General features: G+C 61.0%; 15 protein-coding genes and 2 pseudogenes. 4 read left to right on the plus strand and 13 right to left on the minus strand.

Features of this window, described 5'->3' with window-relative positions; translation table 11 throughout:
• Positions 1 to 87 precede the first annotated feature (87 nt).
• On the minus strand, positions 88 to 1,698 hold the full coding sequence (locus tag F6X37_RS29265; RefSeq protein WP_187613713.1) for a hypothetical protein: 1,611 nt from the start codon (positions 1,696 to 1,698) through the stop codon (positions 88 to 90).
• 181 nt (positions 1,699 to 1,879) lie between these two features.
• Between F6X37_RS29265 and F6X37_RS29270 the strand changes: the two genes are divergently transcribed.
• Complete coding sequence (locus tag F6X37_RS29270) at positions 1,880 to 2,176, plus strand: transposase (RefSeq protein WP_187613714.1); 297 nt, start codon at positions 1,880 to 1,882, stop codon at positions 2,174 to 2,176.
• 166 nt (positions 2,177 to 2,342) lie between these two features.
• Here the strand turns inward: F6X37_RS29270 and F6X37_RS37235 are convergent, their stop codons facing one another.
• The 7 genes and pseudogenes from F6X37_RS37235 to nifH all read right to left on the minus strand — a co-directional run bounded on the left by F6X37_RS37235 (position 2,343) and on the right by nifH (position 11,916).
• Positions 2,343 to 3,140: a transposase gene (locus F6X37_RS37235; RefSeq protein ID WP_262420065.1), complete on the minus strand. Its 798-nt coding sequence runs from the start codon at positions 3,138 to 3,140 to the stop codon at positions 2,343 to 2,345.
• 29 nt (positions 3,141 to 3,169) lie between these two features.
• A complete protein-coding gene (locus tag F6X37_RS29280; protein ID WP_316252007.1) occupies positions 3,170 to 6,568 on the minus strand; it encodes an autotransporter outer membrane beta-barrel domain-containing protein in 3,399 nt (1,132 codons plus the stop codon).
• A gap of 491 nt (positions 6,569 to 7,059) precedes the next feature.
• Positions 7,060 to 7,326 (minus strand): hypothetical protein, encoded by a 267-nt coding sequence (locus tag F6X37_RS29285; protein WP_143037302.1) that lies wholly within the window; start codon positions 7,324 to 7,326, stop codon positions 7,060 to 7,062.
• Positions 7,327 to 7,465: 139 nt separating this feature from the next.
• A pseudogene (locus tag F6X37_RS29290) lies at positions 7,466 to 7,815 on the minus strand (hypothetical protein).
• Positions 7,816 to 7,831: 16 nt separating this feature from the next.
• Positions 7,832 to 9,391: a nitrogenase molybdenum-iron protein subunit beta gene (gene nifK, locus F6X37_RS29295; RefSeq protein WP_187613716.1), complete on the minus strand. Its 1,560-nt coding sequence runs from the start codon at positions 9,389 to 9,391 to the stop codon at positions 7,832 to 7,834.
• A 74-nt stretch (positions 9,392 to 9,465) separates the two neighbouring features.
• Entirely contained in the window at positions 9,466 to 10,929 is a 1,464-nt protein-coding gene (gene nifD, locus F6X37_RS29300; RefSeq protein WP_133667172.1) for a nitrogenase molybdenum-iron protein alpha chain, read from the minus strand.
• Between the two features lie 105 nt (positions 10,930 to 11,034).
• Positions 11,035 to 11,916 carry a nitrogenase iron protein gene (nifH, locus tag F6X37_RS29305; protein WP_018423167.1) on the minus strand — a complete coding sequence of 294 codons (882 nt, stop codon included), beginning with the start codon at positions 11,914 to 11,916 and terminating at the stop codon, positions 11,035 to 11,037.
• Positions 11,917 to 12,295: 379 nt separating this feature from the next.
• On the opposite strand from nifH, the gene F6X37_RS29310 reads away from it, so the two are divergent.
• From F6X37_RS29310 to F6X37_RS29320, 3 genes are all read left to right on the plus strand, one after another.
• Complete coding sequence (locus F6X37_RS29310) at positions 12,296 to 12,715, plus strand: group II truncated hemoglobin (protein ID WP_187613717.1); 420 nt, start codon at positions 12,296 to 12,298, stop codon at positions 12,713 to 12,715.
• Positions 12,716 to 12,751: 36 nt separating this feature from the next.
• A complete protein-coding gene (locus F6X37_RS29315; protein ID WP_187613718.1) occupies positions 12,752 to 13,360 on the plus strand; it encodes a hypothetical protein in 609 nt (202 codons plus the stop codon).
• Between the two features lie 70 nt (positions 13,361 to 13,430).
• On the plus strand, positions 13,431 to 13,949 hold the full coding sequence (locus tag F6X37_RS29320; RefSeq protein WP_187613719.1) for an ankyrin repeat domain-containing protein: 519 nt from the start codon (positions 13,431 to 13,433) through the stop codon (positions 13,947 to 13,949).
• Positions 13,950 to 13,973: 24 nt separating this feature from the next.
• On the opposite strand, the pseudogene istA reads toward F6X37_RS29320, so the two are convergent.
• The 5 genes and pseudogenes from istA to F6X37_RS29345 form a co-directional block, all read right to left on the minus strand.
• Positions 13,974 to 14,912 (minus strand): annotated as a pseudogene (istA, locus tag F6X37_RS29325) (IS21 family transposase); the annotation flags it as partial.
• A gap of 232 nt (positions 14,913 to 15,144) precedes the next feature.
• Complete coding sequence (locus tag F6X37_RS29330; protein WP_187613720.1) at positions 15,145 to 15,330, minus strand: hypothetical protein; 186 nt, start codon at positions 15,328 to 15,330, stop codon at positions 15,145 to 15,147.
• 6 nt (positions 15,331 to 15,336) lie between these two features.
• Positions 15,337 to 15,945, minus strand: a complete 609-nt coding sequence (locus F6X37_RS29335) for a hypothetical protein (RefSeq protein ID WP_187613721.1) — start codon at positions 15,943 to 15,945, stop codon at positions 15,337 to 15,339.
• A 101-nt stretch (positions 15,946 to 16,046) separates the two neighbouring features.
• Positions 16,047 to 16,292, minus strand: a complete 246-nt coding sequence (locus F6X37_RS29340) for a hypothetical protein (protein ID WP_187613722.1) — start codon at positions 16,290 to 16,292, stop codon at positions 16,047 to 16,049.
• A gap of 30 nt (positions 16,293 to 16,322) precedes the next feature.
• Positions 16,323 to 17,141: an HBL/NHE enterotoxin family protein gene (locus F6X37_RS29345; RefSeq protein WP_187613723.1), complete on the minus strand. Its 819-nt coding sequence runs from the start codon at positions 17,139 to 17,141 to the stop codon at positions 16,323 to 16,325.
• Between the last annotated feature and the right edge of the window lie 137 nt (positions 17,142 to 17,278).

A 17,278-nucleotide genomic window follows, 5' to 3' on the forward strand; every position in this document is an offset into this window, starting at 1 on the left:
GCTGCTAAGGTATGACTTTCGCCGATTTCCGCCGGATCCGCTAGATTCCTTGACTGAATTGATCTTGTAGCAGTCGAGTCAAGTTTTCTACGCGGCGATTTTGACCTGATCGCACCAGATGTTGACGGCCTGCTCGGCGGTGCGGAAGCTGCGCTGCAAAGACGCTGGCGACTCCGCAGGCGCCTGAGGGCTAACCAATGCAAGGCCCGGGCGCAAGATGCGCGAGTACACACGTGTGTAGAAGAGTGCCGTTTGCAGCCCAAGGTTTGTGAGCCGATAGCGGTGGGTCCTGGGCACTCGCTCGATCAGGCCATGCAAGCGCAGGCGTCGCAGCTCGTAGCTCATGCGCCCCGGGCCGATTTCGCCGGGACGCAGGCCCAGCAGCACGGCGTAGGCTTGCCGCAGGTCTTGATTGGTAAAGCCGCGTGCGACGAAGACGAACATCACCAGCGCATGCAGCAGCGCCTGGACGTTCGGGTCGGCAAAGCGCAGCACCGGTGCGCGCTGCCCGTGAACATGGCGCGGACGCTGCAGGTCCTGAAACGCGTCTTCGCCCAATGCACAGTCGTGGCTGATCTGCTCAATTTCGAGCATGCGCCGGTTCGCTGCAAAGCCGATGCGGCGTAGCTCGGGCAAGTTGCACAGCAGCCGTCCCACGCCGAAGTCGCGGGTGTCGTTGATGGTGGTCTCGGTACGCAGCGCCTGACCCTCCTTGTGGTACTGCTTGATGCGTGAACGTTTGTAGTCCACATGCAGCGAAGGGGTGACCCCTTCAGTGATCACCCGGGTGCGAAAGCGCCCCGGGGTGCGCCGATTAACGCGGCGATCGAAGATCAGTTGCACCTGGCCCGGGCGTCCGATGTCCAGGTTCTCGCGGATGATTTGCTCGAAGAGGATGCGGCCTGTCACCGGTCGATCGAGCACCTGGGTCATCGCGAACTCGGCCTGCAGGATCGACAGCGCGTAGCGGTAGCCCGCGGCTCGATCATGACGCTCGAACGGATGCGGCAGCCGTGCCATCCACTTGCGCAGCAGCCGATCAATCTTGCGCTCGTCGAGCCCATCGCAGATTCGCTGCAGCGCCTTGGGGTCTTCGCACGAGAGGATGCCGTTGTCCAGCGCCTCGAAGGCGATGCCGCGCTTGCGCAACTGGCACTTGGCGTACTCGTTGCCGTTGATACACAGCTTGGCGTTGTACGGAAAGTAGGAACAGAACTTCAGGAAGAACGGGCCGAAGTCGTCGTCCACGCAGTAGAAGTAGTAGTGGTTCACCATCGCGCTGGCATCGACCACCCACGGATAGCTCATGCCGGTGCGTGCAGAACGGCGCCGCTCGGTGCGCACCACGCGCGCCTTCTCCTGGGCGCGGCCGACGTACAGAATCCCTTCGTCAGCGTCGAACCGCTGCAGATACTGCTGGGTGATGTCGTCCTTGCGCTCGTGCTTGCCGAAGCTCACCAGATCCACACCCTGCTCGGCGACAAACTTCTCGATGCTTGCCACGAAGGCCACGGTCTTGGGCGCCACGGTCGCGGTCGAGGCGAAGCGCTGACCTAGATGCCCGCGCAGGTACCACACCACGCCGCCCACGCGCTGCAACTGTGGCACGTACACGTTCAGGTACATCCGGTCGATGCACTCGCTCTCGAGCACGACGTGAGCGCGCAGAACTTCGCACACACTCTGTGATAACGTCATGACAGGCTCCGGTCGTCCACGGGTCTTCGGACCCATTGAGCTTCGAGCTCGTACATCGCTGGGCTTGTCCCAGCCGGCTCGACCGGAGCCACCCTACACCCCCCGCGCCACGCAGTCACCAATACCACTCGTCGGTCTGAGGCGGAGCCTCGTTAGAATTCCCGATCTTTGGCGGTCGATAATGGCGCAAAGCCAGCAATGGCAACGGATTCCAACGGAATTAAGCCTCGAACAGTTCGAGCAATTTGTCTTGCCGCACCTTACGGCAGGAAGCCGGGGACCGGCATCCAAACTGACCGCGCACGCGATCTTCAACTACATCCTGAAACTGCTTTACCTCGGTTGCCAATGGAAGGCGCTGCCGATTGCAATGGATCGGCACGGCAAGCCGGAGATTCACTACACGAGCATCTATCGGGCCTTTCGGCGCTGGCAGGCATGCGAATGTTTCGACCAACTGGTTGCGAGTTTCGGTTGAAGCGATCTGGCGGCGGTCAACGGAATGGGCAAGCGGGCGAGACCAGCCGCGTCGAGGAGGGGGACGAGGCAGTTTTGTGTTGTCATGGATGTATTTCCGCAGGATGAGGACGAACGGGATCACGGCGCGCTGCGCCGGACATGAAGCATGGACCTCAACTGTCAGATCAACTACCGCAATGGTGTCGTAGATTGATCATCGTGTAGGCCATGATCTTGAATGCGTAGTGCAACTGACTGATACGATCGAAGCGAAGTAGCAGGCGACGAAACTTATCTTCCCATGCGAACACGCGCTCGATCGTTCGGAATCGCTCTTTAAAAATGGCCAGATCGAACAGCGCCTTGCGACCTCGCTTTGTGCGTTTCCTGCCGCGCGGGTTCGGATTGATGTTGGGCACCATCCCGCGGTTGAAGATCGCCTTGCGGTTGGCGCGACAATCGTAGACGCCGTCCAGGCTGACCACGGTGTCACGCAGGTCCAGCCTGGCTTCACGGGCAATCCGCATCACCTGCGGCAACGCGTCTCGCAGCAGTGGCGATTCGTTGCGATTGCCTGGCGCCGACACGAACGGGGCGATCACATTGCAGTTCCGGTCACAGAAGGCCACTACCTTGTCACCCTTCATGTGCTTGTGGCCGCTGAAGCCAATATTGTCGCCGCCTTTTTTCGCCGCCGTCGTGGTGCCGTCGCCATGGATGACGCTGGTGTCCAACAACTGGTCGTGGCTAAGCCGCACCACTGACGCGAGGAAGACAGCGTCGAAACATTCGCATGCCTGCCAGCGCCGAAAGGCCCGATAGATGCTCGTGTAGTGAATCTCCGGCTTGCCGTGCCGATCCATTGCAATCGGCAGCGCCTTCCATTGGCAACCGAGGTAAAACAGTTTCAGGATGTAGTTGAAGATCGCGTGCGCGGTCAGTTTGGATGCCGGTCCCCGGCTTCCTGCCGTAAGGTGCGGCAAGACAAATTGCTCGAACCTGGTAAATTGTGCTACCAGGTCCAGCGCGCGCCGACGTTTCCAGTGACAACGCGTTGGTGTTCGCCCCCAAGGTTCGTGCCGAGGCTGACAGTCGCAAACGCGCTTCCATGCTTCGTCAGCTTCGCCACCATCCCCGCGTCGATCTGCCCGGTGGTCTGGCCAACCGACGTGCTGATCGGCGTCACGCCGCCAAACGTCGCTTTGTCCGTGCTGCCGAACGAACGCAACAGGTTGAGCCGCAGATAAGGCTGCCAGGTCACGCGTGCCGCCTCGTAGACGCCGGCGAGCCGCACGCCAAGACGGCCGACCATCGTATTACCGTTGCTGAACGTGACGTTCGAGATTCCGTCGTTCAGATCCTTGATCGTCTGGTGTTGCCAGATCAGCTGGGCTTGCGGTTCGAGCGTGAGCGAGTGTCCGATCGCGAACGGCAAACCGCCTTCAAGCGAACCGGTCGCCGCATTTCCGTGCGTCGTGGCGCTAACCCCGTCGCGCGACGACGAATCGATCACCAGTGAGCTGCCCGAAACCACCGCATCTGTGTACCACCCGCTCGGTCCGATGTGGGTCCAGTAGCCGCCGATGCTGTATGCGCTAATTCCAAGATGGCCGGCCGCGGCATCCGGCACGCCGACTGCAAAGCCGCTGACATCACCCGTGGCCCGTCCAAAGCCGAGGAAGAACCCGTAGTGGTCGCGGTGACCGCTCGCCGTCGTACTCGCGTACAGGTCCTGACCGACCTGCGCTCCCGTCATCGAGCCGGAAAACCCGGGCGCGACGTCGCCGCTTTGCGACAGCGTGCTGTGTCCGCCCCACACACGTCCCCACGCCGCTGGCAGGCTGCCGTTCTCGCTCAGCAACGACTGCTCGCCCTGGCGCAGATGGAAGTTGTCGATCTGCATCATGCCGAGCTGCCGGGCAACGGCAGGAAGCTCCGCGTAAAGGGCCGCTTCAGGGCGGTAAAGCGTAATCGGATCAGCACTCGCGGCGGGAAGTGCGGGTGTGCCCGGCGCGGGGGTGCTGGTCACGGCTGTCGTGCCGCTGCCGCTCGTGTCGGCCGGCGCACTCTGCGCAGCGGGCACGGTGTTGCGCAGGTACCAGCTCTGCGACGTGCCGGCCATCACGCCGCCTTTGACGAGGTAGTACTCGTATGCGCCGGCTTTCGTCGTTCCGCCTGCGAGCGAAAATGCACCGGCATCAGTCGTGGCGCCGTTCGTCGCGGCGACGACCTGGATGCCGTTCGACGTGATCGCCGCGCCCTGGCCGCCCACGTTCGTCACCTTCAGCGTGGTCGCACCGGTTGCCGTGCCGCCGTTCACAACGAGCTTGTCCGAAGACGCGTTGTCACCCGCGAGAACGGTATTCAATGCAATGGCCCCATTGTTTCCGACGTAGCTATTGACGACGAGTGAATTGCCGGCGCTCTTGCCGCCGCCAATCTGCACGAGATTCGCGTTCGTCAACTTGCCGTTGATCGTGAAATTGCCCTGTGCGCCGCCGGCAAACTGCGCCAACGCATTGGCCACCGCGACGGTGCCGTTGTTGGTCACGTCGCCGTTGACAGTGCCGTAGCCGCCGAGCGTCGCTCCCGCAGCGACGCTCGTCGCGCCGGTCATCGACGCGGCGGACGTCGACGCATCGCCGACCGCGAGCGTGCCGGCGCTTACCGTCGTGCCGCCCGACCACGTATTCGCCCCATCGAGCACCAGCGTCCCCGCACCGACCTTTGTCAAGGCACCGGTGCCGGTGATGTTCTGTGTGAGGGTCGACTGAAACGCCTGCGTATCGATCGTGCCGCCGCCTGCCGCAATCGAGATTGCACGCGTGCTGGCCGGGTCGAAGCTGCTGCCGAACTGCAGCGTGCCGCCATCGAAGGCCACGCCACCGGTCGCGCCGCCCAGCGCGCTGTCGGCGCTCACCGACAGCGCACCCTGTTTCAGCACCGTGCCGCCGGTATACGTATTGCCGCCCACCGCGCCCGGCGCGAGCGTCAACGTGCCAAGTCCGTCTTTCTCCACGACGCCGGTCCCGCTGATCAACCCGGCATATGTCCCGTCGACGTTCTGTTCGAATTGCACGAGACCGTTGTTGGTAACGGTCGACGGCAGGCTTTGGGCGCTCGCCTGCAACGTGCCGGGCAGATCAACCGTCACGCTGCCCGTATGCTGTGCGCCGCTGCCGTTGAGCACGAGCGTGCCCTCTTGCACCTCCGCGGCGATCGGGCCGACGAGCGAGCCGTCGATCGTCAACGTGCCCGAGCCGGTCTTGAAGAACGAGCCCGTACCCGTCACGTTTTGCGCGATCGTCGACTGGAAGCCCTGTGTATCGATGGTGCCGCCGCCCGCGGCAACCGATAACGCGCGCGTACTGGCAAGGTCGAAACTGCTGCCGAGCTGCAGCGTTCCCCCGTCGAACGTCACGCCGCCTGCCGTGCCGCCGAGTGCGTTATCTGCGGACACCGAGAGTACGCCCTGCTTCAGTACGGTACCCCCGGTATACGTATTGCCGCCCGCAGCGGTGGGCGCAAGCGTAAGCGTGCCGGCACCGTCTTTCTCCGCCGAGCCGGTACCGCTGATGAGCCCCGCATAAGTGCCGTTGGCGGCCTGCGCGAACTGCACCAGACCGTTATCGGTGATCGCGCCTGGCAGGCTCTGCGACGATCCCTGAAGGATGCCCGCCTGATCGACCAGCATCGTGCCAGTGTACTGCGTGTTGTTGCCGGTCAGCGCGAGCGTTCCCTGCTGCACCTCGGCCGACGTGACCCCCATCGCGCCCATCGAGCTCGCGACTGTCCAGGTACCGGTGTCCTGCTTCTGCAGCGTCTGGAAGTTCGTGATGCCGGTCGGCAGCGTGTCCGTTCCGGTGCCGTTCAGCGTCAACAGGTTGTTGCCGCCGCCTCCGTTGATGGTTCCGCTCACCGACGAACCGGTGTAAAGGCGCAACGTATCGTTGCCACCGGCAAAGACCAGATTACCGATCACCTGTCCGCGGTTGGTGAAGTCGACCGCGCCGTTGCCGGACGCGCCCATCACGCTTCCCGGCGCCTCGATCACGCCGGTCGCGTTGTTGATGACGGTATTCGAGCCGGACGTATTCTGGAACCAGATCGCAGCGCTATGGACGCCCTGGATCGTCCCGTTGTTGATGATGGTATTGCCTGTACCCACCGGATTGACGGCTTCGGCGTTGCCTTCCGTCCCGCCAGAGATGACGGCCGCGCCCTGTTCCACTGTCAGCGTGCTGTTGTTCCGGAAGGCGATCGTATCGGCCCCGGTGCCGTACGTGCCGTTACCCGTCAGCGCGCTGTTTTTTACTTGCGCGCCTGACTGAACGACGATGGTGGCGTTGTCGGCAAGCGCGATCGCTGTCGCATCGCCCACCACGATCTGTGCGTTTGCTCCTACTGTCACAGTAGAGCCTGAAGCGGTGGTCGGGCCGGTTCCGATCGTGCTTGACCATGGCGACGGGGCGCTCGTGTCGCACGTCGTCGAGTTATTCGATGTCGTGCAATTCGCGAAAGACAATGAAGGAATGGCCGCGATATATGCAAGGGCCGCAAGACAGGTTGCGCTTCGCCGCGGAATAGAAGCGCGCTTGTTCCTCACGCGCTTCTGTATTCGCTCCAACGGGCTGGCATAAGGCTGACGGCTGGTTAATTTGCTGGTCATGCGTTTCACCTTGGCAGTTTAATTACGTATGCTTTTTATATAATCCCGCAACACGGAACCTGGAATATGGGATCCATCTGACGACCGATGAGCCTGTACGCGCGCAACTTCGTTGACGCCTGCGGCACTGATCCGGAAAACGGGTATGGTTTTCGCGCAATCGATATCCGGCACCCGGCGGCACCTCGATCCACCCAAGTTAAGCGCGTCTGCCGCGCCGGAACTCAATCAAGTTAAAAAAACACTTGACGTGAAGCCAGCTTCGCGCGGCCGCAGCCCTGCTGGCGTCTTTTTAGACGCCAGCAGGGCTGCGGCCAATGAGGATCTTTTTGATCTTCGTTGGCCCCATGTCTCTTTCCACTCTGCTTGCCGATCTCGCCGCCCATATTCAGACTGAGCAGTTTCGTCACAGCTTGCTTGCGATCCTGAACATCCCACGGCGTTCCAACGTCGTCGCAAATCCACGCTATCCGGCCAGCCAGTTTGGCGATCTCTACCATCAACTGGTTGCGAACCAGGCACGCAGCGGCACGGAGTCAGACTGCGCGACTACATAGATCATGCCCCGCTCCCTCGCTGAGGTTCGTCACGCAGGCTAGCTACACACAGCGCAGCAATTTCGTTTTCAGCGGTGCCCCGCTACTCGACATCCTCCGCCGCAATCTTCGCCCACACCGCGCGAGGTAACCGCGGCGCGATACCCGCCGGGCTCGCGTCGAACTGCCACCGAGCCGCCGACATCGCACCCTGTGCAATCGCAATCTCCTCGTGCGTCAATGGCAACCGGCCGGCCACATGCGCGGGGCCCCGGGCAGCACTTGGGCGATCATCTGCCGGTTCGGGTGTTCGAGCAGCGGGACGAGGTGGTCGGCCTCGCCCACACCGGCCAGGCAAACCTAGCCGCTGATGACCTCGACGTTACGGCCGTCCTGCGTCATCTTGACCAGAACTGCATCTGCCGCGCCCGATGCATCTGCTGTGTCTGCCATGGCCGCGCTCTCCTCGTCAGCGAATGATGTCGTAGCTGTAGTCGGTCTTCGCCACGTCGATCGTGTTGGCGTCGAGCGCTTCGAAGAACTCGTCCAGCAGCGTGACCAGCACCCGCAACGCACCTTCATAGCCCCAGGTCGGGAAGCGATGGTAATGGTGGCGATCGAAGATCGGGAACACCATGCGTATCAGCGGCGTTTTGGTATCGCGCTCGAGATATTTGCCGTAGGTGTTGCCGATCAGGAAATCCACTGGCTCGGTAAACAGCAGTGAACGCATGTGCCACAGGTCGCGTTTCGGATACACCTTGCAGCCGGCGCCGTAGGGCGACGCGTCGAGCAGCGCCTGCACCTTCGCAGCCCAGGTTTCGTTGCCGTTGGTCGCCAGCACGTGAGCCGGCTCGGCGCCGAGTTCCAGCAGGAACTGCGTGTAGCCCAGCATCTGGTCCGGGTCGCCGTAGAGTGCAAAGCGCTTGCCGTGCAGGTGAGCCTGGCTGTCGGCCATCGCATCGACGAGCTGGCCTCGCTCCTTCTCCAGTTGCGCCGGAATCGGCTTGCCGGTCACGCGCGAGATTTCCATCAGGAACTGATCGGTGCCCGCGACGCCAACCGGCGAGTTCAGCACCACCACTTCCTGTCCATGCTCGCCAATGAGCTTGCTGGTCTTCTCGCAGCAGTATTCCTGGAACACGAAGGTCGCCTTCGCGTTCAACGCGCGCTCGACTTCCTCCTTGGTCGTGCCGCCTTCGTACATCCGGAACTCGCCGTCGGTCGGCGTATTCCACGTTTCGGATGGGTCGCAGATGATGTTCACCGTCACGCCGAACAGATCGAAGATGCGGCGAATTTCCTTCATGTTGCCGACCACGTAGCCGTCGAAGCCGCCGATGAAGTTGACGCTGTCGTCGGGCACGCGCTCAAGCGGCGTCGCTGTGCCGGCCTTGCCGTCCCAGAAGTGCCTGAGGATGCCGAGGAGCGCGTTGTCGTAGCCGGTCACGTGGCTGCCGACGAAGGCCGGCGTGTGCGCGAACGGCACGTCATAGTCTTCCGGCACGCTGCCCTTCTGCTTGCTGCTCTTGATGAGCGCGTCGAGGTCATCGCCGATCACTTCCGCCATGCAGGTCGTGGAGACTGCGATCATGTCGGGCTTGTACAGGTTGTACGCATTTGCGAGGCCGTCGATCATGTTGTTCATGCCGCCGAACACCGCCGCGTCCTCGGTCATCGACGAGCTGACACACGAGGTCGGCTCCTTGAAGTGACGCGAGAAGTGCGAGCGGTAAAACGCTACACAGCCCTGCGAGCCATGCACAAAACTGAGCGTCTTGTGAAAGCCGTTGGCCACGTACACTGCGCCGAGCGGCTGGCAGGCCTTGGCCGGGTTGATGGTGAGCGAGTCGCGTGCAAAGTTCTTTTGCCGGTAGTCTTCGCTCTTGGTCCACTCGACGATCTGCTTGACCTGCTCGTCTGAATGGTTGAACTCGAAGTTTTCCTTTTTCGCGCGGAAAATTTTCTGGTACTCGGGCTCACGGAACAGGAATTCCTGGTCGAGAATCTGGTCTGCGGATTGGGGCACGGGATGCTCCTGATATTCAATTCAATGGCCTGCCGGCCGGTGGTCAGTCCGGTGATCGGCGCGGTGGCCGGCGCTTAGGGGTTTTTCTTCCAGGGCGCCTTGGCGAGCCCCCACACCGGGCTGGAAATGGCCATGTCCATGTCGCGTGCGAAAATGGCGTAGCCGTCATAGCCGTGATATGGACCGGAATAGTCCCAGCTGTGCATCTGGCGAAACGGCACGCCCATCTTCTGGAACACGTACTTTTCCTTGATGCCGGAGCCGACCAGATCGGGCTGGACCTGTTCGACGAACCTCTCGAACTCGTAGCCGGTCACGTCGTCGTAAATCAGCGTGCCGTCCTTCACGTAGTGCGTGGTGCGCTGATAGTCGTCGTTGTGGCCGAATTCGTAGCCGGTGCCGACCACGTTCATGCCGAGGTCTTCGTAGGCGCCGATCACGTGGCGCGGACGCAGGCCGCCAACGAACAGCATCACGGTCTTATCCTGCAGGCGCGCTCTGAACTTCGCGTTCACCGCATCGACCAGGGGACGATACTTGGCGATCACCCTCTCCGCGTTGGCTTTGATGGTGTCGTCGAAGTGGCTGGCGATCTCGCGCAGGCTCTTCTCGATCATCGACGGGCCGAAGAAGTTGTATTCCGCCCACGGAATGCAGTACTTCTCCTCCATGTGCCGGCTGATATAGTTCATCGAGCGGTAGCAATGCAGCAAATTGAGCTTGGCCTTGGGCGTATTCTCGAGCTCGGCGATCGAGCCGTCGCCCGACCATTGCGCGATCACGCGCAGGCCGATCTCTTCGAGCAGAATCCGGCTCGACCAGGCATCGCCGGCGATGTTGTAATCGCCGATGATCGCAACATCATAAGGCGTCGAAACAAATTCGGGCCGCTTGTCCGGATCGGCCTTGTCGAATATCCAGTCTCGAATCGCATCGTTAGCCAGATGGTGGCCCAGCGACTGGCTGACGCCGCGAAAACCTTCGCAGCGCACCGGCAAAATGGTGTGCCCTTCATACTGCGCACTCTTCGTCTTCGAGACGGCCTCGATGTCGTCGCCGATCAGGCCGATCGGGCATTCACTCTGGATCGAGATGCCCTTGTTCAGCGGAAACAGTTCCTGAATCTCGTCGATGATCTTGTCGAGCTTCTTGTCGCCGCCGAAGACGATGTCCTTTTCCTGGAAGTCCGACGTGAACTGCATCGTCACGAAGGTGTCGATACCGGTAGTGCCGATGTAGTAGTTGCGACGCGCGGCCCACGAGTACTGGCCGCAACCGACCGGACCATGACTGATGTGGATCATGTCCTTGATGGGCCCCCAGACCACGCCCTTCGAGCCGGCGTACGCGCAACCGCGAATCGTCATCACGCCCGGCAATGACTTGATGTTTGATTTCACGCCACAGTCGGGCTTGCCGTCCTCGAAGGTGCCCAAATGCTTGGCGCGCCGTTTGGCCATCTTCTCCGGATAGGCCTTCAGCACTTCATCGATCAGGGCCTTGTTCGCGGCCTTGCGCTCTTCAACAGTGACGCTCATGGGGGAATGCTCCATAGGGTGAGTATCAAGCCTGGCAGCGGTTAGCCGGCATGGCCCGGTTCTTCGCGTGAAGAAGAACACCGGGCCGCGCGCAGCGCCGCTCGCTTAGGCGGTCAGTTCCGCTGCAGGCTTGCCGACTTGCGATTCGTCGATGGACGTCATGATTCCGTGCTCCATTAACAGGTCTTCCAGTTGATCCATCGTGATCGGCGTCGGGATCGTGCCGTTGCCCGCGTTGTTGTGCACCTTGGTGGCGAGCTGGCGATACTCTTCCGCCTGTTTGGATTCGGGCGCGAACTCGATCACCGTCATGCGGCGCAACTCGGCGTGCTGCACGATGTTATCGCGCGGCACGAAGTGGATCAGCTTCGAACCGAGCATCTTCGCCAGCGCTTCGGCGAGTTCGAGTTCCTTGTCGGTCTGACGCTCGTTGCACACGAGCCCGCCGATCCGCACACCGCCGCTGTTCGCGTACTTCAGAATGCCCTTTGAAATGTTGTTGGCCGCATACATGGCCATCATTTCGCCGGACATCACAATGTAGATTTCCTGCGCCTTGTTCTCACGAATCGGCATTGCGAAACCGCCGCACACCACGTCGCCGAGCACGTCGTACGACACGTAGTCCACGCCGTCATAGGCGCCGTTTTCTTCGAGGAAGTTGATCGACGTGATGACGCCACGGCCCGCGCAGCCGACGCCCGGTTCCGGACCGCCGGACTCCACGCAACGGATGTTGCGGTAACCGATCTTCATCACGTCCTCGAGTTCGAGGTCCTCCACCGAGCCGGCTTCGGCCGCTAGCGACAGGATGGTGTCCTGCGCCTTTGCATGCAGGATCAGGCGGGTAGAGTCCGCCTTGGGATCGCAGCCGACGATCAGGATCTTCTGCCCGAGTTCAGTCAGGGCTGCCAGGGTGTTCTGCGAGGTGGTCGACTTGCCGATACCGCCTTTACCGTAGAAAGCGATTTGCCGAAGTTTAGACATTGCATTTCTCCATTCAGGAAGAAGGGTTGAAACCAGGGTTGCGTAACCGCGACCATGTCAGCCTGTCGTGCCTGTATGGGTCTTCTTATATCGAGTCACGCATCGGCCGGACCTGTGTCCGCGCTGGACTCCAAACGCAGCTTCTGTGCCACGTCACCAGCGGTACTGCGACGCGTCCGCCCCGCCGCGCTGCGGCGGTTGGTACGGGACTTTTGCGGACTCCTCTTCTGTCTTGTCGATTTCGCGACAAACCACGCGAACTTCGTCGCCAATGAAACCATTCGGGCGCGTTTGTCGTGCGATTTCTGTCGCATTGGCCTGCGTGCAGCCGGACAATCGCCGGGTTGCGGCCTGGTTCGGTTATTGCATTGATCGCGCCATGGACACACCAGTCACCCAAGCTTCGCGACCCGTGCCGCGCGAGACGCACTTCGACCGTCTAGGCGGCGAGACCGCCGTCATCCGCCTGGTCGATGCGTTCTATCGACACATGGATACGCGGGCCGACGCGCAGCGCATTCGCGCGATGCATCGCCCGGACCTGACTTCGACGAAGGCCGTGCTGGTGCTGTATCTGTGCGAATGGCTCGGCGCCGACAAGCGGTACTCGGCACAGCACGGCCAACCACGGCTGCGCACGCGTCATGCCGCATTCGCGATCGGCACCGCCGAACGGGATGCGTGGCTAGCTTGCATGCGCGCCGCGTTCGACGAGACGGGTGTCGATCCGGTGCTACGCAATGAACTGATGCAGGCCTTTTTCAAAATCGCCGACCGGATGCGCAATACGCAGACGTGAATCCCTCTTCAACGCTGTTTAACCCAAGGATCTGTGATGACCGAAACGCTCGCGCACAAGGAGATCGACGACACCGCGTTCGCCCGTCTCGAACATGAAGGCCGTCTGCTCAACCCGGTTCTCAAGGGACTGACGAACAGGCTCGGCCGGGTCGGCTTCCGCGGCGAACTTGCGCTGCGGTTTGCCCCAAAGCTCGCCGACGAAGCGCGGCCGCCGGAGCTGACCTGCGATCAGGTGATGGCATGCGCGACGATCGGCCATAAGCACTTGCCGTTCTTCGCCGGGTATCTGTTGAGCTTCGAGCATCTGAAGGACGTGGCCGAGGTGCTCAGCGACACGCTCTCGGCGGACGGCAAGTATTTTCTGTTTTGCGACAACATCGACCTGAGCAAGCGATATCAGGTGCCGTACAAGGGCGCGAGGTTCTATGTGCTGCCGATTCTCGAGTCCACCGTCTACAACGAGATGCTCGAACTGCTGTACCTCGAGAAGAACGAATTGAAGAAAAAGGACTCAGGCGGCAAGCTGGATGCGGTAGCGGACGCGGCCATCAAGTTCGACGTGACCTTCGACACGATCACCTACAGCGAAGGACTTGAATTGATGGGGCCGGTGCGCAACCCCAACGAGAACCGGCCCGTCTGAGGCTCGGGTCCCTGCGGCCGCCGCCCGCGCGGCTGCGCCAACCGATGTTCCCTTGCACCCGAACGCGACCATGATCATGCACACCGACACTGCTTTCGTCGTCCGCGAACGCCTGGCCTCGCGCGTTGTCCGGAACCCCGATGCACAACTCGAAACGATCGTGCCCGCCGCACTTTCCACCTGGCTGGCGTACCACGGCTTCCCTGCTCCGCATTCGCGCTGCGTGAACGGCGAAACGCCGTTGATGCGCGCCGCGCAGCATGGCGAGGACGCGGTGGTCGAAGCGTTGCTCGCACTCGGCGCACGCGCCGACGCGCTCGATGACGACGGCAACCATGCGCTCTGGTTCGCGTGCCTGCACGGCGGCCCCGCGACCATCCTGCGGCTGATCGACGCCGGCGCGCCGATCGACCATGTGAACGACGACGACATCACATGCCTGATGCAGGCAGCCGCGAGCGCTCGCCTCGACGTCCTGCAGATGCTGCTTGCGCATGGGGCGAACGCAGAACTGTGCGCACCGGATGGCCGCAGCGCGTTCGACATGGCAGCCGACCTCGGGCTGCAACTGCTGCTTGCTTTCGGATGACAGGCTTTGTTAGCGAGTCTTACAGTAACCGTCAAACGGTGTCGGCATCGGCATCAGATGGGCGCGCTCCTGCTCGAACACGTCGGCGACGCTCAGGTCACGATAGTCCGGATGCTTCACCTGATCCCACAACGACCGGCACCGGGTCGCCAGCCATGCATTCAGATCAGCGAAACTGCCGAAGCGTTGCGCACGCGCCTCAATCCAGATGCGCAGACGGCTGTCCTGCACGTTCTTCTCGACGACGCCTTTCTCCCAGCCACTGGCGACGTTGCAGAAGTCCGGATCGAACAGGTAGTGCGAACACATCACTGCGAAACGCGGATTTACTGTGCGACCCTTGCCTTTGTGAACCTTGTCTACGGCCGTTTTCATATTGTCGTAGATGCCCCGGCGGGCCACCCCGCTGAAGGCCGCGAACGAGCGCGTATGGGCATCGAACAGCATCTCGTGCCCCTGGCTCGGATAGGCAACCAGCCAGAACGCCCGCGACGCACATAGCTTCATGTGCGACACCTGCAGCTTGCGGTAAATGCCGCCGACAACCAGTCCTTCCTCGGACCGGTCAAACTGGAATGCCTCGCCCAGCTCGAATCGCAACGGCACAAACACCGATTTCGAAACCGCCTTGCCTTCGCCTTGCCGCCAGCCCCGGATGAAATCGGTCACCCGCGAGTAACAGCCGTCGTAGCCGCCCGCCTTGATCTCCTGAAACAGCATCCAGGCGGTGCGCCGCTCCTTCTTCGGTCGCCGCGCGTCGACGCTGAGCGCCCGCACCACCACCTCATGAAACGGCGTCAACCGGGTCGGCTGGGAGCGCCGCTGATACTTCGGCTCCTCCTGAACATCCATGTTCAGATATTTACTAATCGTGTTGCGCGACAGGCTTGTGAGACGTGCTATCTCGCGTACCGACTTGTTCTGGCGGTGGAACATCTGCCGCACCTTGCCAATCATCGTCATCGGGATCATCCCCAAACACCCTGCCAGAAAAACTAGCAGGATAGGTTGATTGCCCGGCTCAATTTTCAGTCGGCGCGATCCCTACATGTGGCTGAATTTTCGGTCGGCGTAAACACGGTATGTTCACCCCGAGCCCCGGTGGCACGTCTTGAGATGCGTTCAGTATGGCACGCTGGTTGCCACTCATCGGTGGCTTCCGCCACCGATTGAGCAGCGCGAAAGCTTCGAACTATCAGGAAGCGTCGGCCTGTAGAACGCCGAGCATTGCGATACAAGTGGTTAAACGAAGCTCAACGACGGAGGGAGACGGGTCCTGATTGAGATCGTTAATAATCACGGTGAAGTCTGCGGCAGTGTCATCGATCGCGGTCTTCAGATTTGTCAGGTCGCTAAGGCTGGAGGCCTCGGCGGTGGCCAATGTCTTTCACGCCGTGACCAAACCCTGCAGCACGCCGATCTGACTCGATAGCGAGTTGATGCGATTCTGAATCGCGGCAGCATCGCTTTTCCATTTGAGATAAAGACCAAGCGCAGCCGCAAGGCCCGGTAGACCGAATGGCCCCAGTGCAAGGAGATAGTAGTAACGCTTTTGTGCGGCAGCCAATTGGCCCCGTGCCGCGCCTTCCTGTGCCTGCAAAGTCGTCATCTGACTCTGGATAGAGCCTTCGACGTGGGCTAGCTGCGTAAACGACGACGACATGAGAGCCGCGGCAGCGTTCGATTGGGTGAGTAGTGATGTCGCGCTTTGTTGGTACGTACTGATGGTGGCAGCGACGTCCGAGACAGTTTTGGCTATCGAGCCCGGACTTGCACCTTTTTTAAGGTCAGCGAGCGCACCATTCAGCGCGGTGATTGCCGAACCGGTATAGCCGAGCAGGGCCGTCTGAAAAGGAGCGGCGTCCTTCAGAATGCCGATAAGAGAATTGCAGACGGAGTTCTGAATTGGCACCGCGTCGCCGGGCAATCCTTGGATGGACCGCAATTTGGAGACACTACTGTTCAGGGCGGCCAAAGTCTGTGAAAAAGGACCCATGTTGTCTCTTTCCTTCGTTGTGGTATGACGGGCCCGCCTCCGTTGGAATCAATCCCGACGGAGGCCGCACGGGCTAGCGGATCGCGTTACGCCACTTCTGCTTAGGCGGGCAGATTGGCGACCTTCGCGATGAGATCGCTTACGGTCTGTTGCGCGGCGGCCGATTGCACGGTTACGCCAGCCATTTGGCCCTTGACCGTCTGGATGTCCGCCAGGAGCGTCCCGATTTCGCCGTTTGCCGCGTTTATGAACAGGGTGCGGATCTCGTCCGCATTCGAAATCCCGTTGTTCAAATCGGCGATGATGTCGCCCAGATCAGATGTGATGCTTTCCCACGCGTCTGCCATCGCCGATGCTGCAGTAATGGCACCATTGACCTACGTAGAAAGTGATGTGTAGCCGCCACTAATCGCCGTAGCGAGCTTTACCTCTTCCTTCAGGTCCGCTTGTTCGGTGAGCAGCGACGCCTTCGCCTTATTCGCTGCGACGAGCCCGGCTGCCGAGCCGGCTTCGCCGGTGACTCCCACCAAGACAATGCCAACGCCGCCGATGACTGCACCGGTAGACGCGCCAGCGGTGACAAAATCAGCGATCGCCCCTACGCAGATGACAAATACGCCGCCTACGACAGCCAGCCCGCTCAGAACGATTCCGGCGATTGCGCCGTCGATTTCTGCCTGAAATTTGCTGAGTTCCCCTTTGATGGTGGCGAGAATCCCGTCTGCTCCGCCAACCGCACTATTCATATTGGTAACGGTGGTTGTGAAGTCCGCTGAGTCCGTCGTTAGATTCGCGCCAAGCGTCTGGAGGTTGGTGACAATCTGGTTCGCGGCGCCTTGGTATTTCACCGACTCCTGCTGCACCGCCGTGAGGGCGGCTGTCCACTCAGCAACAGTCGAGCTTGCCGGCAGCGTCGCCGGTAGTGCTTTGTTGAGCTGGTAGTAGTTGTCGATGTTTGCCATGTTTTCGATCAGGCTGGGCTGCAGCGTGTCCAGATAATAGATCGCATGGCCTCTCGCGGTGGTGAGCCCGTCGTTGATTTGTGTCTGGTATTGCGACAGACCGTCGATGCCAGAAAAATCCACCTGGGGCTGTTCGAGAACGCTATTTACATAGGTTTGAACGGTCAGGGCAGCACACATTTGCTGAGTGTTTGCCTCGCCAATTGCTGTCGCATTTCCGCTGATATCCGGCATTTTTACCCTCGTTATTGAATTCAAATTGCATTGAACGCGACCTGAAGTGGCCGCACGTAACGAACGCCGAGCGAAAGCACGGAACCCCGAGTTGCGGGATTAGATGAAGGCCCCCGAGCGAACCGCAGTGTTCGTAT

This window comes from Paraburkholderia sp. 31.1, from assembly GCF_014397645.1.
GTDB lineage: Bacteria > Pseudomonadota > Gammaproteobacteria > Burkholderiales > Burkholderiaceae > Paraburkholderia > Paraburkholderia tuberum.

Coding starts and splice junctions, on each gene's coding strand:
- F6X37_RS29265 (WP_187613713.1), bottom strand. CDS start 1,698: ATGACGTTATCACAGAGTGTGTGCGAAGTTCTGCGCGCTCACGTCGTG.
- F6X37_RS29270 (WP_187613714.1), top strand. CDS start 1,880: ATGGCGCAAAGCCAGCAATGGCAACGGATTCCAACGGAATTAAGCCTC.
- F6X37_RS29285 (WP_143037302.1), bottom strand. CDS start 7,326: ATGGTAGAGATCGCCAAACTGGCTGGCCGGATAGCGTGGATTTGCGAC.
- nifD (WP_133667172.1), bottom strand. CDS start 10,929: ATGAGCGTCACTGTTGAAGAGCGCAAGGCCGCGAACAAGGCCCTGATC.
- nifH (WP_018423167.1), bottom strand. CDS start 11,916: ATGTCTAAACTTCGGCAAATCGCTTTCTACGGTAAAGGCGGTATCGGC.
- F6X37_RS29310 (WP_187613717.1), top strand. CDS start 12,296: ATGGACACACCAGTCACCCAAGCTTCGCGACCCGTGCCGCGCGAGACG.
- F6X37_RS29315 (WP_187613718.1), top strand. CDS start 12,752: ATGACCGAAACGCTCGCGCACAAGGAGATCGACGACACCGCGTTCGCC.
- F6X37_RS29320 (WP_187613719.1), top strand. CDS start 13,431: ATGATCATGCACACCGACACTGCTTTCGTCGTCCGCGAACGCCTGGCC.
- F6X37_RS29335 (WP_187613721.1), bottom strand. CDS start 15,945: ATGGGTCCTTTTTCACAGACTTTGGCCGCCCTGAACAGTAGTGTCTCC.
- F6X37_RS29340 (WP_187613722.1), bottom strand. CDS start 16,292: ATGGCAGACGCGTGGGAAAGCATCACATCTGATCTGGGCGACATCATC.
- F6X37_RS29345 (WP_187613723.1), bottom strand. CDS start 17,141: ATGCCGGATATCAGCGGAAATGCGACAGCAATTGGCGAGGCAAACACT.